The organism is Bradyrhizobium sp. McL0616 (assembly GCF_049993385.1).
Taxonomy (GTDB): domain Bacteria; phylum Pseudomonadota; class Alphaproteobacteria; order Rhizobiales; family Xanthobacteraceae; genus Bradyrhizobium.
In genome coordinates this window covers 3,663,679-3,683,270 of record NZ_CP188255.1, presented here as the reverse complement: position 1 = coordinate 3,683,270, position 19,592 = coordinate 3,663,679, and the positions used below count along the sequence as shown (strand labels likewise).

Genomic DNA, 19,592 nt, shown 5'->3' with positions numbered 1-19,592 from the left:
GATGGACAGCGCGTCAGCGCCCTCGGCCCGACAGCCGCAGAATGAACACAAGCACTTCGGCGACCGCCTTGTAGAGATCCGGTGGGATCTCCTCGCCGAGCTCGACCTTGGAGAGCGCGCCGGCCAAAACCTCGTTCTCCTCGATCGGGATGTCGTGGGCTTTTGCGATCTCGACGATCTTGGCGCCGATCGTGCCCCTGCCCTTGGCGACCACGACCGGGGCGCCGCTGCCTTTCTCGTAATGCAACGCAATTGCGAGCTTGGATTGGTCGCTCATGTTGCACGATCCAGAAAATGGCCGGCGCGGGCCGGTGCCGGCTGCGGCGGCGTGCCGTCGCGGACCACGATGTCACCCGGCTTGAGGTCGGCCTTCGTCATCGCCTGGCTGAGCTCACTGACGCCGGCGCGGAGCTGCTGCGCTGTCGCCGGCCGCTCGGCCCACATCCGCACAAAAGTCTTGTCGCCGTTGAGCGTGATCAGCGCATGCACGGGGCCGGTCGGCTCGACATTAAGCGAGAAGCGCGCGCGCCAGGCGCGTTTGGCGGGATCGGCGGATTCGTTGCCGCCATCGCGCGAGATCTCGAACTGCGCCATCGCCGTGCCCTGCGGGGTTGCGAAGGGAATTTCGAAATTCCACTGCGGCACGCTCGGATCGACGCGATGGCCGCTGGCATCGACGCGGTCGGGGAGCGAGGCGACCTGCAACAAGGTCTGCCGCGCGATCGCGGCATCGGTGTCGTCGAGCAGGCGATGCACGGTCGTAGCCAGCGGCGTATCCGGCGCGAGCGACGGCGAGGCGACGGATTGCGGCGACGGCAGCGCACCGCGGACCGGCGGCGGCGTGGTCGTGCGCGCGGGCGCGTCGAAGACATGGCCATCGGGGACGGCCTTGTTCGAGCCGGGCACGTTGCCCGTCATGCGCGACAGGTTTTGCGTGACCTCTTGCAGCAGGCTCGCGGCAAGGCCAGCGCTCATCGTTCGCGGCATCGCCGCCTGCGGAGCTTCACCCGCCAACTCCGCCAGCACGGCGGCTGCAATCGCAGCGCCGCGCGGCAATTGCGTCGGTTGGGCTATGTCCGCATCGGGCGATAGCAACGCCGCCTGCGCAGCTTCGGCCGCCACCTGAAGTGCCGACGCTGCGGTCTGCGGCGTGGCCGCAGTGCTCATCGGCAGCGCGGTGCCTTGCGACAGCGCTTGCGGCAAGCCGGTATCGAGCGTGCCGGAAGTCGCGGCCAGCGTCTGACGCAGCACGAGCAGCGCCGCTTTCAAATCCGGTATGGCACCCGAGGATGCCGTCGCACCTGCGGCCAGTGAGGCCTCGAGAAACAGCCCGGATTTCTGGAAGGCGGACTCGATGTCCGCGCCGTCAAGCTGCGTGTTGAGCGGCGTCTGCTGCGCCAGCACGTCCAGCACCGCTTGTTTCAATCCAGCCGGCAGATCGCTGCCGGTCACGACCGCGGCCAAATTGGAAAAGAGAAATGCCTGGCTGCCCTGCTTGGTCACAGCCTCAGCCGAGGCCGCGGTCACGGCGACCTGCTCGGTCGGCGTCAGGGGATTGCGTGCGGCGGTCGCGGATGGCGCAAGCGCTGGGCTGTCCACCAGCGAGGCGGCCGTCGGCGTCAGCGTGACCTGATCGGCCGTCGCCTCGCCTGCCCCGTTGACGATTGCGAGGCGGACGGTGCCGTCGTTCTGCGATACCGCTAGCTGGAGATTCTGCCCCGGCGACAGCGCCACCTCCGACATGACGTCCATCGAGAGGTTGGCGATCGCAATCCGCACCAGATTGTCGGCGAGCACGCTCACGACCTTGGCGTCGACGACGCTGCCGGCCTGAAGCGCAAGCTCCGGCGTCGCCGCAGCGGCGACCGTGCCGGTGGCACTGACGGGAGCAATGGAACTGATCGGCGTCGGCATCTTGAGGCGGCCCGGGGAACGCTAGCCCCACCCTAACGCCTGCCTCGTAAACCTCTCGTTAAGGACCTTTGGCCGCTTCTAGCACCGTCACGGCGGCCTCGAAATCCCGCACGCGGGCGGCCCGGCGGGCGGCGGACTCCTCGTCCACGCCCCATTTCTCGGCGTTCCAGTCCTCGTCGACATACGCCGCGGCCCAGATCTGGCCGGCATCGCGCGCCCCGTGGGCCAGGGCCAGCGCGAGCAGTGCCGAGCCGGTCAGGGTCGTGATCACATGCAGGGCTGCCACTGACCAGGGATCATCAGGCAACGCCGCGCGCGCGGCTTGAATGGCCTCGTCCGGCTGCGTCACATGCATGACACCCTCGGACAGGATGAAATGCGCTCCCAGCGTCTCGGCGGCCCAGAACAGCACGGGATCCCAATGTTCGGCCTCGCGGGCGACCAGCCCCTCGGGATGGCCGGCGCGATAGAACAGCAGGTCGGACTGGAAGTATTTTGCGAGGTCGTCGGTGACGAGATCGACGCGGTCGATGACGCCCTCGACCACGCTGTTGGCGATCCGCGTCAGCGGCATGCTCAGGGGGTTGATCGTCTCCCCTTGGGCCGCCCATTCCGCAGCCACGGCGTCAGCGAGCGCCCGCGAGGGGATCACAACATGGCGGCTGGAGGGCGTGCGGATCGGCTTGCCGTCGAGCGTGATGGCAAAACCGCCCTCGGCCTCGGCGACGCCCGCCTCCTTGTAGAAGCGCTTGCGCTGCGGCTTGCGCGCGGCCTGGCGGACCGCCTCTTGCGGATCGAGCGGGGACTTCCCCGCCATCTCGTCGAACAATTCGCGCATCTTGAGTTTTCGGTCTCCGCAGCTGAATGCTAGGCTTTTAAGCTAAGACCGTTTTATGCCAAGACTTGCAGCCGATAAAGCGAGCGGCGGAGATGAGGGAACTTGCGGGCATTGTGGCCCTGTTCGCCGGGTTTTGGCTGGCCGCGGCGGAGGCCGGCTTCCGGACCCCGGAATCGCTGGTCCGCAACGCCTACGCCTATTACGGCGAGGGCGCGCCGGAACTGTCCAAAGGCCTGCCGCGGGACGCCGCGACCGCCCGGCAGTTCTTCGACCCCGGCCTGCGCAAGGTGTGGTCCACACCGCGGACCGAGCCTTATGATTTCCTGGTGCAGAGTCCAAGCTGGAAGCTCGGCCCGGTCGCGATCGCGGTTGTTCGCAAACAATACGACAAGACCTATGTCGCGGCGAATTTCGACAATCACGGCCGCCGGGTAACGCTGAACTTCATCCTGGTCAACGGTCCGGAAGGATGGCTGATCACGGACATCGAGAGCCCGCATGACAGCTTGCGGATGTTTTTGGAGCAGTTTCGGAATTGAGGGGACGCTGGCCACATCTGCCTCCTCACCGTCATTGCGGGCGCAGCGAAGCAATGACGGGGCTAGTAACGGGGCCTCAGCCCTACTCTTCCGGCGCGTTCTCGATCGGATCAAATCTGGTTGCGTCCAATCCGAGCAGATTCCACGACTGCTGCATGTGCTGCGGCAAAGGCGCGGTGGCGTCGATCACGCCGCCGCGCGGATGCGGGATCACGATGCGGCGCGCCAGGAGATGTAGCCGGTTTTGCAGGCCGCCCGGCAGCTGCCAATTCTCGATGTTGAAATATTTGGGATCGCCGACGATGGGATGGCCGATATGTTCCATGTGCGCGCGGAGCTGATGGGTGCGGCCCGTCACCGGCTTGAGCGACACCCAGGTCAGCTTGTTGCCGGCGGTCTCGACCACCGCGTAATAGGTCACCGCGTGGCTCGCGCCCTCGTCACCATGCTGCGCAATGCGCATGATGGTGTCGTCCTCGCTCTCTTCCTTGGCAAGGAAGGTCGAGATGCGGCCCTGCTTCGGCTTCGGCAGACCCCGCACCAGCGCCCAATAGGTTTTCCGCGCTGACCGGGAGCGAAAGGCACCGGTCAGATGCGAGGCGGCAAAGCGCGTCTTGGCGATCAGCAGACAGCCCGACGTCTCGCGGTCGATGCGGTGCACGAGGCGCGGCTTCTGGCCCTTGGAATCGCGCATCACCTCCAGCATCTGGTCGATGTGCCGCGTCATGCCCGAGCCGCCCTGCACGGCGAGGCCGGCGGGCTTGTTCAGCACGAGAACGTCGTCGTCCTCGTAGATCGTCATCTCCTTCAGCGCCTGAAGCGTCTTCTGCGCGGCTTCCGACGGGGAGCCGACCGCCGCCTTCGGCGCATCCAGCTTCAACGGCGGAATGCGGACGCTCTGCCCCTCCTCCAGCCGGTCTTTGCTGTCGACGCGCTTGCCGTCGACGCGGAGCTCGCCTTTGCGCACGACGCGCTGGATGTGGGAGAACGACAGGCCGGGAAAGCGCGCTTCCAGAAAACGGTCGACGCGCATGTTGTTCTCGTCGGCCGTCACCTTGACGGTCTCCACCTTGGTCGGCAGCAGGGCCTCGACGGGCTTTGCCGCAACCGGTTCTTCCATTGCAGCTTTCGGCGCACGCCGCTCGGCTGCAAAGCGCGGCGGCTTCGCAGGCGGCTTGCCGCCCGGCCGCGGCCCAACTGCCTTCGCGCCGCGCGCCTTGAACGGACGCGCCTCCTTGCGCTCGTCACGCTCGCGGGGTTTCGGGTTCATTCTCTTGATGCGGCGGCTCATGCGGTTTTTCCAAGCTTTCGTGTCGTCTGCGCGTTGGCGCGGCGGGGCAGCGACGCAACCTGAGCGCCCACCTCATTCTCCGCTAGCCGCAGCTCATATTGCTGTTGCAGGTTCATCCAGAATTGCGGGCTGGTGCCGAACCAATGACCCAGCCTTAACGCCGTATCGGCGGTGACGCCGCGCTGACCGTTGATGATACCCGTGATGCGATTCACGGGGACGTCGATCTGGCGCGACAACTCCGCGGCGGTGATGCCGAGTTCTCGCAATTCTTCGGCAAGGTGTTCGCCGGGATGAGTGGGCTCGCGGGGCATGGTATTTTCTTGAACGGAGTAGCGGGATTTACGCGTTACGTAAACCGTAAATCCACGCTGGTGGAAAGCTTTGGGACGCCTATTTGCCGCCCCGCTCCTTGCGCAGCTTGGCCCAATAATCCAGCCGCTTCCGGATCTCCCGCTCGAAACCGCGCTCAGGCGGGTCGTAGAAGGTCTGGCGGCCCAGGGCTTCCGGAAAATAGTCCTGGCCGGAGAAGGCATCGGTGGTGTCGTGGTCGTATTCGTAAGCTGCGCCGTAGCCTTCCGACTTCATCAGCTTGGTCGAGGAATTGAGGATGTGCTTTGGCGGCAGCAGCGAGCCGGCCTGCTTTGCGGTCTGCATGGCCGCGCCGAAGGCGGTGTAGACCGCGTTCGATTTCGGCGCTGTGGCGAGATAGACCACGGCTTGCGCGATGGCGAGTTCGCCCTCGGGGTGGCCAAGGAAGTCGAAGGCGTCCTTCGCCGCATTGGCGATGACGAGGGCCTGCGGATCGGCAAGTCCGATGTCCTCAACCGCCATGCGCACGACGCGGCGGGCGAGGAACAGCGGGTCTTCGCCAGCGTCCAGCATGCGTGCGAGATAATAGAGCGCGGCATCGGGATCGGATCCGCGCACCGACTTATGCAGCGCCGAGATCAGATTGTAATGCCCGTCGGCCGACTTGTCGTAGATCGGCGCGCGGCGCTGCAGGATATCCTGCAACTGCACGGCGTCGAAAATCTCGTCCTTGCGCGCGGCGCGCCAGACTTCCTCGACAAGGGTCAGTGACGCCCGGCCGTCGCCATCGGCCATGCGCACCAGCACCGCCCGCGCCTCGGCATCAAGCGGCAGCTTCCGGCCCTCCACCGCCTCGGCATGCGCGAACAGTTTTTCGATCGCAGTCGCGTCGAGCGAATGAAACACCAGCACACGCGCGCGCGACAAAAGCGCCGCGTTGAGCTCGAAGGACGGATTCTCGGTGGTGGCGCCCACCATCACGACTGTGCCGTCTTCCATCACCGGCAGAAACGAATCCTGCTGTGCACGGTTGAAGCGATGCACCTCGTCGACGAACAGCAGCGTGCCCTTGCCCATCTCGCGGCGGGCGCGCGCGGCTTCAAAAGCCTTCTTGAGGTCGGCAACGCCGGAGAACACCGCCGATATCTGCTCGAAATGCAGGTCGGTCGCGTCCGCCAGCAGCCGCGCCACCGTGGTCTTGCCGGTGCCGGGCGGGCCCCAGAACACCAGCGAGCCGAGCGTGCGCGTCTCCAGCATGCGCGTCAGCGCGCCGTCGGGCCCGAGGATGTGATCCTGACCGACGACCTCCGACAACGCGCGCGGTCGCAGCCGGTCCGGCAGCGGATGCGGAGCTTCGTGATCGAGCCCCGCCGCGGCAAAGAGAGTTGGCGTCTCCTGTGGTCGCTTTGGACTCATCCGCCCAGCGTGACGTTGATCTGCTGGCCGCCGCGCACCAGCGTGATGCGCCAAAGCCGCTGGCTTGCGCTTGCCGCCTTCTCCAGGTCGTCGGTCTTGCCGATCTTCTGATTGTTGACGGCGAGGATGATGTCGCCCTTCTGGAAACCGACACTGGCGGCCGGCGAGTCGCTACCGAGGTCGGTGATGACGACGCCTTCGGTATCGGCATCGAGATGCAATTCGTCGGCAACCGCCGGGGTGATGCTCGAGATCTTCGCACCCTGGAACGGCGAGCGCGCGGTGATGACGAGCTCGTTGCGGCCCGAATCCGGCGCGGTCTCCAGTGCCACCGTCAACTTCACCGGCTTGCCGCCGCGCTGCACGTCGATCTGCGCGGTGCCGCCGAGCGGCCGGGTGGCGAAGCGATAGTCGAAGGCGTTGGGGTCATCCACGGTCTGGCCGTCGATCGCAACGATCAGGTCGGATGATTTCAGCCCGGCCTTTGCTGCCGGTCCGTTCGGCACGACGCTTGCGACCAGCGCGCCGGACGGCGAGCGCAGGCCGAGGCTTTCGGCGATCTCGGGCGTCACCGCCTGCAACTTTGCGCCGAGCCATGGCCGCTTCACCGCCTTGCCGCCGCCCTTGGCGGAGGCGACGACGACGCGCACCATGTTGGCGGGAATCGCAAAGCCGATTCCTTGCGAGCCGCCGGAGCGTGAATAAATCGCGGTGTTGATGCCGGCGAGCTTGCCGCTCATGTCAACCAGCGCGCCGCCGGAATTGCCGGGATTGATCGCCGCGTCGGTCTGGATGAAGAACTGGTAGTCGGTGATGCCGACCTGCGTGCGCGCGAGCGCCGAAATGATGCCGTGGGTCACGGTCTGGCCGACGCCGAAGGGATTACCGATCGCCATCACGACGTCGCCGACCATCAGTTCGTCCGAATTGGTGAATTCGAGAGCCGGAAACTTCTCTTTGGTATCCTTGAGGCGCAGCACCGCAAGATCGCTGCGGGGATCCTTCAGCACGATCTCGGCTTCGAACTCGCGCTTGTCCGACAGTGATACCTTCACCTGGTCCGCGCCCTCGATGACATGGACGTTGGTGACGACGAGCCCGGACGCATCGACGATCACGCCCGAACCGAGCGACCGCTGCACCTGCTCCTGCTGCTGGCCCGGCGCGCCGAAGAAGCGGCGGAAGATCGGGTCGTCCAGCAGCGGATTACGGTTCTGAACCACCTTGGCAGCATAGACGTTGACGACCGCCGGCTGCACCCGCTGCACGATCGGCGCGTAAGAGAGCCGCAACTCCGCCGGCGACGACGGGACGCGCCGGTCCTGCGCCGAGGCAGGATTGAGACTCGCCGATAAGGCTAAGCACGATGCCGTGACGACGGCGGTCCAGATCGATCGAAACATTCCTACCTCTTGGAAAAGACGCCGGAATATAGGCGCGTTCGCCCCCCAATAGAAGGGCGCCGGGCGGCAATATTCGCCCCCTTTCCGGTGTGTCCGGCGCGCAAGCCCTGCGTGCAAAATGACAATCGGCTGCCCGCCGCACATTGGCATGACACGCATCATCTTGCATTCTGCCCGATGACGGATTCGGTTGCGATGAATTTGCATCAGTGGGAACTCCGCAACCGTGGTGCGCCGTCGCGGGCAGTCATCGATCGTTCCTAGGCTCTCCGCTTTCGACTTGGGGAAGTTCGGCAAACCATGGAGGCGTAAGTGAGCAGGACAAGAATTACAGCCGTGGCGATTGGTCTCGCCGGCGCGCTGGCGGCTTCGCAGGCCCAGGCACAATCAGCAAGCAACAGCGATCAGGAGATCGCGCTCCTGAAGCAGCAGTTGAAGATGCTGGAGCAGAAGCTCGACAAGCTGCAAAGCCAGACCGCGGCGAACACGGCAGCCACGGCGAAGACGAAGGCCGAAGCAAAGGCAGAGGCGAAGGCTGAAGCGCGCTCCGAAGCGAAGGCCGTCGTCGCCAACGCCAATGCGACGATCCCGGTGAAGGGGCCGATCGCACCGTCCGGCGTCGTGGTGACGATGCCGAACAACCGGCCGACCATCTGCACCGCGGACGAGCAGAACTGCGTCGCGATCACAAGCCGGGTTCATTTCGACGCCGGCGGCTATGACTACCACCCCAACTCGGCATCAACGGTTCCGCAGCGCCTCGATAACGGAGTCAACGTTCGCCGCGCGCGCATCGGCGTGGTCGGCAAATTCCTGGGAGACTGGAATTACGCGCTCGTCTACGACTTTGGCGGGGCTTCGGATGGCTTTGGCGGCACCGGCAGCGCAGGCGGCACACCCGTCGGGTTCCTTCCTGGCGGCGCCCTGTCGGGCGTCGAGAACGCCTTTCTGAGCTACACCGGCTTCAAGCCGTTTGGCGGCAAGCTTGCCATCGAAGGCGGCGTGATGGACGTGCCCTACACGTTGGATGAGGCGACCAGTTCGAACGACGTCCTGTTCATGGAGCGTGCCGCTTCAAACATCACCGCCACCAATATCGCGGCCGGCGATTTTCGTTCTGCCTTCGGCGCGCGCTGGTACACCGACAGGTTCTGGGCCGGTGCCTATGTGACGGGGCCCGCAACAGGGGCTATTCACTCAGCCTCAAGCGTGAACCCCAACGGCACCACCGAGCAATACGGCGCGGTTGCTCGTGTCGCTGGTCAAGTCGTCAGCGGCAAGGATTACTCGCTGCATATCGGTGGAGATGCCCAATGGCTGCTCCAGCCGCCGCACAATCTGATCGCCGGAACGCAGACGCTCACCTTGAGCGACCGTCCGGAGTTGCGCATCGACCCGACAACGCTGGTCTCGACCGGCGCAATCGCAGGCGTTTCAGGCGCTCAGGTCTACAGCGTCGAAGCGGCGGGGACTTATGGACCCCTATTCTTCCAGGGCGAGTATTACTGGTACAATATCGACCGCAACGCTTTCGCTCCGCTGCCAGGCCTGAAATTCCAGGGCGGCTACGCGGAAGCGGCTTGGATTCTGACCGGCGAAAGCCGCGCCTACAGTCCAGCCAGTGCCTCCTACACCCCCCTTACGCCTGCCAATCCCTTCTCCTTGACAGGCGGTGGTTGGGGCGCATGGGAGATCGCGGCCCGGTACAGCACGATCAATCTCAACGACCAAGTTGGCGCGGCGACCGGCATTGCCGGGGGCCGGCAGACCATTTATACGCTGGCGCTGAACTGGTACATCAGCCGCAACGTCCGCCTGATGTTCAACTACCTTCACGGCGATGTCGCCAAGCAGTTGAGTCCCACCAACTTTACTGATACCGGCTCGAAGTTCAACGCGCTGGCGATGCGGACCCAGGTGACGTTCTAGAGCCGGCCGATGTCGCGTCTGCAGGGCCGCGCATCCGGCGGCCTTCCGGACGCTTCGCGGGACGCACACTGTTTGCTTTACAAGCTGCTCTGTTGAACTGGCGCGCCTCGATAGATTTGCACGACGGAGAAATCCTGTGACACGATTGCAACTTGGATCTGAATTCTGGGCTCCGCTGGACGCAACTGCGGGCTCTTGCTCTTGCCGATCGACGTTTTACCACGTCATGACCGCGTCTTGTTGAGTAGGGAGCTTTGCGTGGCGAAGCTTGGCATTAGCATAGGCCTGGTTCTCACAGTTGCTACGGGCATATGGAACGCACATGCATCGGCGGCTGATATATCGACGAAGGCCCCGCCGGCGGCGGGAGCTTTGGCGCCCGAGCCATGCGTCGACCCCTGGGATTTCGTCTCCACAAACTGCCCGCTGACCTGGAAGGGTATCACGGTCTACGGCACGATCGACACCGGGTTTGGCTGGCAGAGCCACGGCGCGCCGTTCGACCCGCGGTCCGCCGTCTCGGCGTCATATCTGGTGCAGAAGCAGAACAGGTCGCCGCTTTGGACTCTTGCGCCCAACGCGCTCAGCAATTCTACCATTGGAATTAAAGGGACCGAGCCCATCGGCGCGGACTTCTCCGTTGTATTCGCGCTGGACGCCGGCTTCGACCCGTATTCCCTACGGCTCTCCAATGGACCGGGATCGGTTGCCGCGAACATGGGCATCCCCCAGAACCAGCAAACTGCGTTCTCTGACTCCAGCCGGGCGGGTCAATGGTACAACGGCCAAGGCTTCGTGGGCGTCAGCTCTCCGACTTACGGCACCTTGACCGTTTTCCGACAGAACTCGCTGACCCTCGATGCAGTCTTCGATTACGATCCGTTCGGCGCCTCCTACGGCTTCTCGCCAATCGGCTTTCAAGGAATCACCTGCGGCGGCGGCAATACCGAAAACTGTAGAAATTCGACGTCGCTGAAATACCGGCTCAAGGTCGGGCAATTCCGGGCAGCAGCGCTGTGGCAATTCGGCGGCTATGCCCAGAACAACGCCTCCGATGGTGCGTACCAGTTCGGGGTTGGCGCCGATGTTCCGACATGGGGCAAAGACGTACTCTCGGTCGACGCCATCTACAGCTATGTCAGGAATTCAGTGTCGCTTGGGCTCGCGCCTGGAAGCAATGACGCCAATGGGACGCCGATACCGCCGTTTCTGCCACAGACGCTGACCGCGACGATTTCCGACAACAGCGCCGTGATGTTCGTGGCCAAGTATACGACCGGGGCGCTCAAGCTATACGCCGGCTACGAACATATTCGATATGCAGCGCCGAGCACTCCGCAGGCCGCCTTTACCGATATTTCCGGAACTTTTCTTTGCGTAGGCTGCGCCGCATTCAACAACACGAATATCAACAATGCAGCTTTTGGTGTGAACGGTCTTGGCAACAAGACCATGCAAATCATGTGGCTCGGGACCAAGTATGGCGTTACGGAAAATCTGGATGTGATCGCCGCCTATTACCATTACATCCAGAACTCCTTCTTCGGCACAGCAGCCGGAGGACCAGCTCCCTGCTCCAGCGCCGCGCACGCGCAATGCGCCGGGACCTTTGACGCGATCTCCGCTGCCGTCGATTGGCGGTTCGCCCCGAAATGGGATACCTACGCCGGGATCATGTTCACGCAAGTGAATGGCGGCCTGGCCTCCGGCTTTCTCCAGCGCAACAACATCGCCCCCACAGTCGGGTTGCGCTTCCGCTTTTGAATTCTTGGATCTGCGAAGATGTCCAATCGCTTCCAAGACACTGTCTGATCTCGATCACTTTGGGGCTACCGAGCCCACTGATTGAATTATAATTTAATGGTGCCCGCGGATTTCGGACCTACATCGCCTCCAGGCGAACCAGCCGGTCCGGTCGCTCACCAGTCAGGAATGGCGCGAAACGATCGGCGGTCGATGCCCGGAATAGCGGATTGGCGAGACAGCAAATGCACACCCAAAGCAAGCGTTGGCACGGCAGATCGACACCCGTGATAGTGGCCGTATTTGTCGCAGTCGTGGGGCAAGCTTTTGTCCTTTTGGCCGACTTCGGGCCGGACAACGATTCGCGAGGTGAGCGCAGCGCTGCGACGGTCACGGCCGCGGCGGTGTCCAGGGCCGGCGCAATCGAGATTCCGTCAGATCCCTTCAATCGGCCGGCAGCCTGACCCTGCTCAAATTCCGAAACGATGGCATCGGCATGAGGCGATCCAATCAGAGGTCAACTCATGCGCCTCGCAACGCCGATACCCACTGGACCGGTCCTCACTCCGGCGAAATGGGATAACACCGTGCACAAATGAAAGACCCGCCGGGTCATCGGGGAGGAATGATGAACTCGGCCAATGGTCGCAAAACGGATTGAAGGGTTGGCAATTCGAACAACGAGGTGACGCCGTATCCGCCGTTCCTCGGGGCAAGTCGCAACCAGCCTTCAACATAGCCTCTTCATCACTTCCGGTCTGTGATCTCATGCCCCTGGACCATCCGAATGCGAGCGCCGCGGACAACTGCAATGACCGTTTAGTTCACATGCGGGCCGGAGCGAGATGGGTTTGCCCTTCCAGACACGCAAGGCCAATTTTTAGCGACCGCCGGAGACCCGTCTGATGGCGTTTGTCGCGTTCATGCTGAAGCGACCCTATACGGTCATCTCGGGATTGATCCTGATTGCGCTGCTCGGCATCGGCGCCGTATCGAGGATGCCCATCGACATCTTTCCCGAGATCGACGTTCCCGTGGTGGCGGTGGTCTGGACCTACAACGGCATGTCGGCGCAGGACGTCCAGAACCGGATTCTGACGCTCCACGAACGTCAACTTGCCTCGGTGGTTGATGATATCGAACGTATCGAAGCGACAAGCTATTACGGCGTCGGTGTCGAAAAAGTATTCCTGCATCAGGGTGCCGACGTGACGCGGGCCATCGCCCAGCTTTCCAGCAGCGCCCTCGTCGTTCTGAAGTACATGCCGCCGAACATCACGCCGCCGCTCGTACTGCGTTATGGAGCGACGGACGTCCCGATCATCCAGCTCAGCCTCTCGAGCCCGTCGCTGCCCGATTCCACCCTCAACGACCTCGGGCAGAACATCATCCGTCCCGATCTCGCGGTCGTGCATGGCGCCGAGGTTCCCTATCCGTATGGCGGCAAGCCCCGTGTCATCATGGCCGACCTCGACCAGGATGCATTGAACGCGCGCGGCCTGACACCGAGTGACGTCGCCAAGGCGTTGCAGCGACAAAATATCATTCTCCCGTCCGGTGACGTGAAGATCGGCAGCAAGGACTATTCGCTGTCGATGAACAACAGCCCCGACGTGATCACCACGATCAATCGATTTCCCATCAAGCAGATCGACGGCCGCACTGTCTTCGTCCAGGACGTCGCCCACGTGCACGATGGCTACCAGGTGCAGACCAATTCCGTGGCGGTCGACGGAACTCCGGGCGCGCTGATGTCCGTGCGAAAGACGGGAGGCGTTTCAACGCTCACCGTGATCAACGGAATCCGAAATAACCTCTCCAACATCAGGCGCATGCTGCCCGACGGCGTCACCATCAAGCCGATTTTCGACCAGTCGGTCTTTGTCAAAGCCGCCCTGAACAGCGTGGTTATGGGTGGCCTGATGGCGGCGGGCTTAACCGCCTTGATGATTCTGCTTTTCCTTGGCAGCTGGCGGCTGACGCTTATCATCCTGGCGACGATCCCGATGGCCATCATCACCGCCATGCTGGTCATGTATGCCGGCGGCGAGACGCTCAACACGATGACGCTCGGCGGTTTCGCGCTCGCGGTCGGCATCCTGGTGGACAACGGCACGGTGGTGATTGAGAACATTGAGCGGCATGTACGCGAGAAGGAGCCGCTGGTGGCCGCGATTGTCAACGGCGCAGGCGAGGTCAGCATCCCGACGGTGCTGTCGACGATGTGCATCTGCATCGTCTTTGTCCCGATCTTCTTGCTTCAAGGGGTCGCCAAGTATCTCTTTTCTCCGCTGTCGCTTTCGGTCTGCGTTTCCCTGATCGCCAGCCTGCTGTTATCTTTCACACTCGTGCCGCTGCTATTTCGCGTCCTGATGCGATCGACGGTCGAACAACATGGCGAACACGAGGCCGAGCCGACAGATTCGCTCATGAGGCGCGCCCTCAAGCCCTTCAGAGCGATCCACAACGGTTTTGAAAAGGGCTTCTCGCGGTTCCGCGAGACTTACCGGAATGCACTCGCGTTCAGCGTCGCGCATTCGGCGGTCACGGCTGTCTTTTTTGGTGCGCTGATGGTGTGTTCCCTGGCGCTCTTTCCGCTGATCGGGCAGGACTTCTTCCCGCAGGTCGATGCCGGCCAGATGCGGCTGCATGTCCGTGCGCCGCCTGCAACCCGGATCGAGGAAACCCAGCGGCAATTCGCGCAGGTCGAACGCGCGATCCGCCAGATCGTGGGTGACGATCAGATCGATACCATGCTCGACAATATCGGATTGCCCTATAGCGGGATCAATATCGCGCTGAGCGACTCGGCGACGGTCGGGCCGATGGACGGAGAAATTCTCGTATCCCTGAAAAAGAAGCATACGCCGACCGCCGCGCATGTCGCCGACCTCAGGCGCGAGTTGCCGCGGCAATTTCCCCAGATGCAATTCTTCTTTCAGGCGGCCGACATCATCGACCAGGTCCTGAACTTCGGCCAGCCCGCGCCGATCGATATCAGAATATCCGGGCGCGATGGTGACTACAGTTTTGCGCTGGCGTCGAAGATCGCCGCTGATCTCAAGCGGGTGCCGGGCATCGTGGACTCGCACGTGTTTCAGGTCCCCGACGCGCCCGCGCTCACTGTATCGGTTGATCGCGCCGTTGCGCAGCAGCTCGGATTGGACCAAGGAGACATCGCCAGCAATGTCCTGGTGACAACCAACTCGAGCGCTCAGACGGCTCCGAATTTTTGGGTCAGCCCCAAAAACTCCGTGAGCTATCCGTTGGTCATTCAGGCGCCGACCTATCGCCTGGATTCGACCGGCGCCCTTAACACCTTGCCTGTGCTGGCAAGGAGCGACACTGAGCAAAGTCAGATACTGATGAACGTTGCGAAACTTGGACGCGAGAAGATTCCGCTCGTGGCGTCCCAACTCAATATCCGCCCGGTCTTCGACGTCAATGCCGATGTTCAGGGAATCGATCTCGCCACGGCCGCACGTGAAATCGACAAGGTCCTGGCGGCGAACCAGCCTCCCCCGGCCAAAGCCACCCAGGTAACGCTCGCGGGTCAGATCGCCACCATGCGCGAGAGCTTCAACGGGCTGTTTTCAGGCATGGCGGTGGCCGTTATCCTCGTCTACCTGGTCCTTGTCGTCAATTTCCAGAGCTGGATCGATCCCCTGGTTGTTCTGTCCGCAGTGCCGCTTGCGATCAGTGGAGTGATCTGGATGCTATTCCTGACAGGGACCGACATCAGCGTGCCAGCCCTGATGGGTACACTGATGTGCATCGGGCTTACGACTGCCAACAGCATTCTCGTCGTTACCTCTGCCAATCAGCGAATGGCGGCCGGCGACACTCCAATCGTTGCCGCGGTTACGGCCGGCTATACGCGGTTGCGGCCGGTGCTGATGACGGCGGGCGCCATGATCCTGGGGATGATCCCGATGGGCCTCGGCGTCGGCGAAGGCGGCGAGCAGAATGCGCCGCTCGCCAGGGCGGTCATTGGCGGTCTGCTATTTGCAACGTTTGCAACATTGGTCCTGGTACCAGCTGCCTATCGGATGATGCGACGCCCCGTGCCGACGGAAGCCCCGACGGATCGGTTCGCAATCGACGAAAGTCCATCCATTCGATAGAGAGTTTTCGAGCCGAGGTATCTATGTCAACCGATCCGCCGCTACCCGACGACGAACAGTCATCGAAGAAGATGCTGGACTATGATTTCCGCACGGCATCGCGAATGAGCATATTCGCCCTCGTTTTGGCGGGCGTGCTGGTCGTCGGGTTCTTCTACGTCAATGCTGAGCGGCGCGACAGGACCAACAAGCTGGCCGTAACGACGAGGGAGGAAATGTCGAGGCCCCCGCCGGTCGACGTCGTCTCCGCCAAGTCGTCGCCGCTCACACAGCGCCTCGTCCTGCCCGGCGAAACGGCCGCTTGGCACGACAGCAAGATCTATGCCCGGGTGAACGGCTACGTCAAAAATTGGCTTGTCGACATCGGCGACCCCGTCAGCGACGGACAGGTGCTGGCATTGATAGAAACACCTGAGCTCGACGCTCAGCTTGAGGCCGCCCGGGCCAAATTGGATGCTGCGGAGGCAGAAGTGAACGTCAAACAGGCCAATGACGACTTCGCCAAGAGCACGTATGAGCGTTGGCGTGGCTCGCCACAAGGCGTTGTATCGGAACAGGAGCGCGAGTCGAAGAAGGCAGCCGCGATCGCGGCGGAATCCGAGTTGGTCGCCGCCAAGGCGCAAGTCACGCTCGACAAGGCGGACGTGGACCGACTGACGTCCCTAACGGAGTTCAAGCAAGTGAAGGCTCCGTTTGGCGGTACCATCGTCGAGCGCGACATCGACCTCGGCGACCTCGTGACGGCCGGCAGCGGATCGGGGACGTCGGCTCTTTTTCGGGTGACCCAGAACCGGCCGATGCGGGTGTTCGTCAACGTGCCGCAAAAAGCCGCGAATGACCTTCTGACAGACGCCCCCCAAGCCGATATAACAATCGGGGGCGATGCGAGCCGGCATTACGAAGGCAAGGTATCGCGCACCTCCCGCGCCATCAATCCGCGCTCCAGAACTCTGCGAGTTGAGATCGATATTCCGAATGCGGATTCCCGGCTGGTGCCAGGAATGTATGTGGAGGCAAGGTTTAGCTTGAAGAATGCCATCGGGGTCCAGGTTCCTGCGGCTGCGTTGTCGTTCCGACCGACCCCGCAAGTTGCAGTCGTTGATAACAAAAATGTGGTAGAGTTTCGTGATGTCAAAATCGGCGTGGACGATGGGAACGTCGTACAGATTGAATCCGGCCTCAAGGAAGGTGACAGGGTCGCACTCAACCTTTCCAGCCAAATCGTGTCCGGGATGAAAGTCGAGGCGCATGATCTCGACGCTAGCCCGCGGGACGACAAGGGATCATAGCTTTGGCTTCGCAAGCAGCGAAATCTTGGGAATGTCTCGTGAGAAACCTGGACCTATCGAAGCCCTTAGATGATGGCGGTGGCATATGAACTCGTTCATTCCCACGCGGGTATTTAGAAGCTGGATTCTGTGTTGGGGAGCCGCGAGCTTGTCCGCGTGCACCGTCGGCCCTGATTTCAGCCTTCCCGAAACGAAGCTTCCGGGAAGATACCTCGTCAGACCAGACTCCACCGAAAAAGATTCTACCTATGAACGAACAACAGCCGTCGATCTGACGCAATGGTGGCGTTCGTTTCGGGATCCTCAATTGGTTTCGCTTGTCGAGCGGGCGATCGCGGCGAATCCCGACATCGCAATCGCGCTTGGCCGCCTGCAACAGGCCCGCGCCCGACAGTTTGTTGCGACCGGCGCGGCCCTCCCGAAAGGCGATTTGTCAGCGGGCGCCGGATTTGGAACCGGTAGCGACAACACCCGCGGACGAGTCTCGGAGGCTCTGCACAGCGCGAGCAATACTGCCGGTTTCGATCACGTATTCGAAGCCGGAGGCTTCGATTCAGCATGGGAGCTTGATGTCTTCGGCAAGCTCCGGCGCGAGATCGAGGCCTCGCATTTGGACGCGCTGGCGGCCGCGAAGGCGCGCGATGCGGTTCTGGTGTCGGTCATCGCCAATGTCGCTCGCGCGTATATCGAACTGCGGGGTTATCAGGCCCAGCTCGCGGCAGTTCGCAGGAACATGGAAACCGCCCAGCGGAGTTTGAAGGTCGCCCAGACCCGTTTCAGCGAGGGGCTCACCAATGAACTCGATGTGACGTTGGCGCAACGCCAGGTCGCGACGTTCGAGTCCACGATCGGACCGCTGACGGGCCAGATTCGTTCAAGCCAATATGTCATCGCGGGTCTGCTCGGAGAGTTTCCCGAGACGCTGGCGAAAGAACTTGGGGTGTACGCACCTGGCCCGCGTTTTCCGGCCAAGGTTCCGATCGATCTGCCTGTCAACCTACTGCAGAGGCGCGCGGACATCCAGCAAGCCGAATTCGAGATCGGGGCCGCGACTGCACGCGTTGGCTCCGCAACTGCCGATCTCTTTCCGCGCCTGGCCGTCACAAGTGCGGTTGGCGGCCAGGGTGGCGCGCGCGCTGCCACCGGAACGCCGATTACGTTTATAGGCGGGGTCGGTCCAGCGCTCTACTGGCCGGTGCTCGACTTCGGCACCCTCGACGCCCGTGTCGAGGTGGCCGATTATCAGGCGCGCGAAACGCTGCTTCGATACAAGGCCCGTGTGCTGAATGCCGTGCAGGAGGTCGATCAGGCGATCGCGGGCTACAATGGTGAGCGGAGTCGCCTCGCCAGCCTGTCACGCGCCCGCAACGCCTCCCTGGATGCCGTCAAGCTTTCGTCGGAGCGGTATGAGCGAGGGCTGACGGATTTCCTCAACGTCCTCGATGCCGAGCGACAACAGTTCGAACTCGAGGCCCAATACGTCATCTCTCAACGGGGAGCGGGAGTTCAGCTAGTGGCTCTCTACAAGGCCTTGGGTGGCGGCTGGGAGCACTACCAGGCCATTCCGCCCATACGAACGCCGGAGCCCGCGATCGCTGCAGCGGTGCGGGAATCCGGTAGACTGCGTCCGGTCTCCAACGATCCGGATTTATTGCAATTCCAACCCTGACGCGATCGCCGTCTTTTGGCTCCACGCCGGCTCACGGCTTGTACTGTAGCGGCGCCAGCGGAACAACTAACTGGAGAGGACGCTGTTACCCATGGAGACACAGACATGAAGGCCGTCGGCTACAAGAAATCGCTTCCCATCGAGGATGCGGATTCACTGATCGATTTCGAGACCACAAAACCGGAGCCGAAGGGGCGCGACATCCGCGTCGCGGTGAAGGCGATCTCGGCCAATCCGGTCGATTACAAGGTGCGCAAGCGCGCCGCTCCGCCTGAGGGCGAGACGAAGATTTTGGGTTACGACGCGGCCGGCGTGGTCGACGCCGTCGGGCCCGACGTCACGCTGTTCAAGCCGGGCGACGAGGTGTTTTACGCCGGTTCGATCCAGCGCCAGGGCACCAACTCCGAATTCCACCTGGTCGACGAACGCATCGTCGGCAACAAGCCGAAGTCACTCTCGTTCGCGCAGGCGGCCGCCCTTCCCCTCACCTCCATCACCGCCTGGGAGTTGCTGTTCGATCGCCTCGGCGCGGTACCCGGCAAGAGCGTCGATCCGCGCACGCTGCTGATCACGGGCGGAGCCGGCGGCGTCGGCTCGATCCTGATCCAACTCGCCCGCCGCCTCACCGGACTGACGGTGGTAGCGACCGCGACGCGCCCGGACTCGCAAAAATGGTGTCTCGATCTCGGCGCGCATGCGGTGATCGACCACGGCAAGCAGATGAAGGAGCAGATCGAGAAGCTCAAGCTGCCGCCGGTCGCGCTGGTGGCGAGCCTCACCTTCACCGACCAGCACTACAAGGCGATCGCGGACTTCATGGCGCCGCAGGGCAAATTCGGCCTGATCGACGATCCGGCGGAGTTCGCCGTGAGCGCATTCAAGGGCAAGGCGATCTCGGTGCACTGGGAGTCGATGTTCACGCGCTCCTCGTTCCAGACACCGGACATGATCGCGCAGCATCATTTGCTGAACGACGTCGCCGACCTCATCGACAAGGGCGTGCTGCGCACTACGCTCGACCAAACCTTTGGTACGATCAACGCGGCCAACCTCAAGCGCGCGCACACGCTGCTCGAGAGCGGTAAGTCGCGCGGGAAGATCGTGCTGGAGGGGTGGTAGTCTAGG

14 protein-coding genes are annotated in these 19,592 nt (G+C 62.7%); 7 read left to right on the top strand and 7 right to left on the bottom strand.

Annotated elements, in window-relative coordinates; translation table 11 throughout:
- Positions 1 to 13: 13 nt before the first annotated feature.
- Genes ACPPVR_RS17710 through ACPPVR_RS17700 form a run of 3 tightly spaced genes read right to left on the bottom strand, consistent with a single transcriptional unit; the run spans position 14 to position 2,752 of the window.
- The gene (locus ACPPVR_RS17710) at positions 14 to 277 is read right to left on the bottom strand and encodes an EscU/YscU/HrcU family type III secretion system export apparatus switch protein (RefSeq protein ID WP_426615448.1); all 264 of its coding nucleotides are present in this window, start codon (positions 275 to 277) and stop codon (positions 14 to 16) included.
- On the bottom strand, positions 274 to 1,914 hold the full coding sequence (locus ACPPVR_RS17705; RefSeq protein ID WP_426615447.1) for a flagellar hook-length control protein FliK: 1,641 nt from the start codon (positions 1,912 to 1,914) through the stop codon (positions 274 to 276). Before ACPPVR_RS17705 ends, ACPPVR_RS17710 begins: the two co-directional genes overlap by 4 nt.
- A 58-nt stretch (positions 1,915 to 1,972) precedes the next feature.
- Positions 1,973 to 2,752, bottom strand: coding sequence for an ATP12 family chaperone protein (locus ACPPVR_RS17700; RefSeq protein ID WP_426615446.1), 780 nt, complete (start codon positions 2,750 to 2,752; stop codon positions 1,973 to 1,975).
- Positions 2,753 to 2,844: 92 nt separating this feature from the next.
- Between ACPPVR_RS17700 and ACPPVR_RS17695 the strand changes: the two genes are divergently transcribed.
- On the top strand, positions 2,845 to 3,291 hold the full coding sequence (locus ACPPVR_RS17695) for a hypothetical protein (protein ID WP_426615445.1): 447 nt from the start codon (positions 2,845 to 2,847) through the stop codon (positions 3,289 to 3,291).
- Positions 3,292 to 3,373: 82 nt separating this feature from the next.
- Here the strand turns inward: ACPPVR_RS17695 and ACPPVR_RS17690 are convergent, their stop codons facing one another.
- The 4 genes from ACPPVR_RS17690 to ACPPVR_RS17675 all read right to left on the bottom strand — a co-directional run bounded on the left by ACPPVR_RS17690 (position 3,374) and on the right by ACPPVR_RS17675 (position 7,713).
- Entirely contained in the window at positions 3,374 to 4,582 is a 1,209-nt protein-coding gene (locus tag ACPPVR_RS17690; RefSeq protein WP_426615444.1) for an RluA family pseudouridine synthase, read from the bottom strand.
- On the bottom strand, positions 4,579 to 4,896 hold the full coding sequence (locus ACPPVR_RS17685) for a HigA family addiction module antitoxin (protein WP_426615443.1): 318 nt from the start codon (positions 4,894 to 4,896) through the stop codon (positions 4,579 to 4,581). The genes ACPPVR_RS17690 and ACPPVR_RS17685 overlap by 4 nt, the downstream gene beginning before the upstream one ends.
- A gap of 79 nt (positions 4,897 to 4,975) precedes the next feature.
- Positions 4,976 to 6,310, bottom strand: coding sequence for a replication-associated recombination protein A (locus tag ACPPVR_RS17680; RefSeq protein WP_426615442.1), 1,335 nt, complete (start codon positions 6,308 to 6,310; stop codon positions 4,976 to 4,978).
- Positions 6,307 to 7,713: a DegQ family serine endoprotease gene (locus tag ACPPVR_RS17675; RefSeq protein WP_426615441.1), complete on the bottom strand. Its 1,407-nt coding sequence runs from the start codon at positions 7,711 to 7,713 to the stop codon at positions 6,307 to 6,309. The genes ACPPVR_RS17680 and ACPPVR_RS17675 overlap by 4 nt, the downstream gene beginning before the upstream one ends.
- 312 nt (positions 7,714 to 8,025) lie before the next feature.
- Here ACPPVR_RS17675 and ACPPVR_RS17670 point away from each other — a divergent pair, with 312 nt between their 5' ends.
- The 6 genes from ACPPVR_RS17670 (at position 8,026) to ACPPVR_RS17645 (ending at position 19,586) form a co-directional block, all read left to right on the top strand.
- Positions 8,026 to 9,642 carry an OprO/OprP family phosphate-selective porin gene (locus tag ACPPVR_RS17670; protein WP_426615440.1) on the top strand — a complete coding sequence of 539 codons (1,617 nt, stop codon included), beginning with the start codon at positions 8,026 to 8,028 and terminating at the stop codon, positions 9,640 to 9,642.
- A gap of 258 nt (positions 9,643 to 9,900) precedes the next feature.
- Entirely contained in the window at positions 9,901 to 11,406 is a 1,506-nt protein-coding gene (locus ACPPVR_RS17665) for a porin (RefSeq protein WP_426615439.1), read from the top strand.
- Positions 11,407 to 12,290: 884 nt separating this feature from the next.
- Positions 12,291 to 15,509, top strand: a complete 3,219-nt coding sequence (locus ACPPVR_RS17660; protein WP_426615438.1) for an efflux RND transporter permease subunit — start codon at positions 12,291 to 12,293, stop codon at positions 15,507 to 15,509.
- 23 nt (positions 15,510 to 15,532) lie between these two features.
- On the top strand, positions 15,533 to 16,798 hold the full coding sequence (locus ACPPVR_RS17655) for an efflux RND transporter periplasmic adaptor subunit (RefSeq protein ID WP_426615437.1): 1,266 nt from the start codon (positions 15,533 to 15,535) through the stop codon (positions 16,796 to 16,798).
- 85 nt (positions 16,799 to 16,883) lie between these two features.
- Positions 16,884 to 18,467, top strand: coding sequence for an efflux transporter outer membrane subunit (locus ACPPVR_RS17650; RefSeq protein WP_426615436.1), 1,584 nt, complete (start codon positions 16,884 to 16,886; stop codon positions 18,465 to 18,467).
- Positions 18,468 to 18,572: 105 nt separating this feature from the next.
- Complete coding sequence (locus ACPPVR_RS17645; RefSeq protein WP_426615435.1) at positions 18,573 to 19,586, top strand: zinc-binding alcohol dehydrogenase family protein; 1,014 nt, start codon at positions 18,573 to 18,575, stop codon at positions 19,584 to 19,586.
- Positions 19,587 to 19,592: the final 6 nt, after the last annotated feature.

Excerpts from the sequence above, each read along its gene's own strand:
- ACPPVR_RS17690 (WP_426615444.1), bottom strand. The coding sequence starts at position 4,582 with ATGAGCCGCCGCATCAAGAGAATGAACCCGAAACCCCGCGAGCGTGAC.
- ACPPVR_RS17645 (WP_426615435.1), top strand. The coding sequence starts at position 18,573 with ATGAAGGCCGTCGGCTACAAGAAATCGCTTCCCATCGAGGATGCGGAT.
- ACPPVR_RS17705 (WP_426615447.1), bottom strand. The coding sequence starts at position 1,914 with ATGCCGACGCCGATCAGTTCCATTGCTCCCGTCAGTGCCACCGGCACG.
- ACPPVR_RS17685 (WP_426615443.1), bottom strand. The coding sequence starts at position 4,896 with ATGCCCCGCGAGCCCACTCATCCCGGCGAACACCTTGCCGAAGAATTG.
- ACPPVR_RS17655 (WP_426615437.1), top strand. The coding sequence starts at position 15,533 with ATGTCAACCGATCCGCCGCTACCCGACGACGAACAGTCATCGAAGAAG.
- ACPPVR_RS17650 (WP_426615436.1), top strand. The coding sequence starts at position 16,884 with ATGAACTCGTTCATTCCCACGCGGGTATTTAGAAGCTGGATTCTGTGT.
- ACPPVR_RS17660 (WP_426615438.1), top strand. The coding sequence starts at position 12,291 with ATGGCGTTTGTCGCGTTCATGCTGAAGCGACCCTATACGGTCATCTCG.
- ACPPVR_RS17680 (WP_426615442.1), bottom strand. The coding sequence starts at position 6,310 with ATGAGTCCAAAGCGACCACAGGAGACGCCAACTCTCTTTGCCGCGGCG.
- ACPPVR_RS17675 (WP_426615441.1), bottom strand. The coding sequence starts at position 7,713 with ATGTTTCGATCGATCTGGACCGCCGTCGTCACGGCATCGTGCTTAGCC.
- ACPPVR_RS17700 (WP_426615446.1), bottom strand. The coding sequence starts at position 2,752 with ATGCGCGAATTGTTCGACGAGATGGCGGGGAAGTCCCCGCTCGATCCG.
- ACPPVR_RS17710 (WP_426615448.1), bottom strand. The coding sequence starts at position 277 with ATGAGCGACCAATCCAAGCTCGCAATTGCGTTGCATTACGAGAAAGGC.
- ACPPVR_RS17695 (WP_426615445.1), top strand. The coding sequence starts at position 2,845 with ATGAGGGAACTTGCGGGCATTGTGGCCCTGTTCGCCGGGTTTTGGCTG.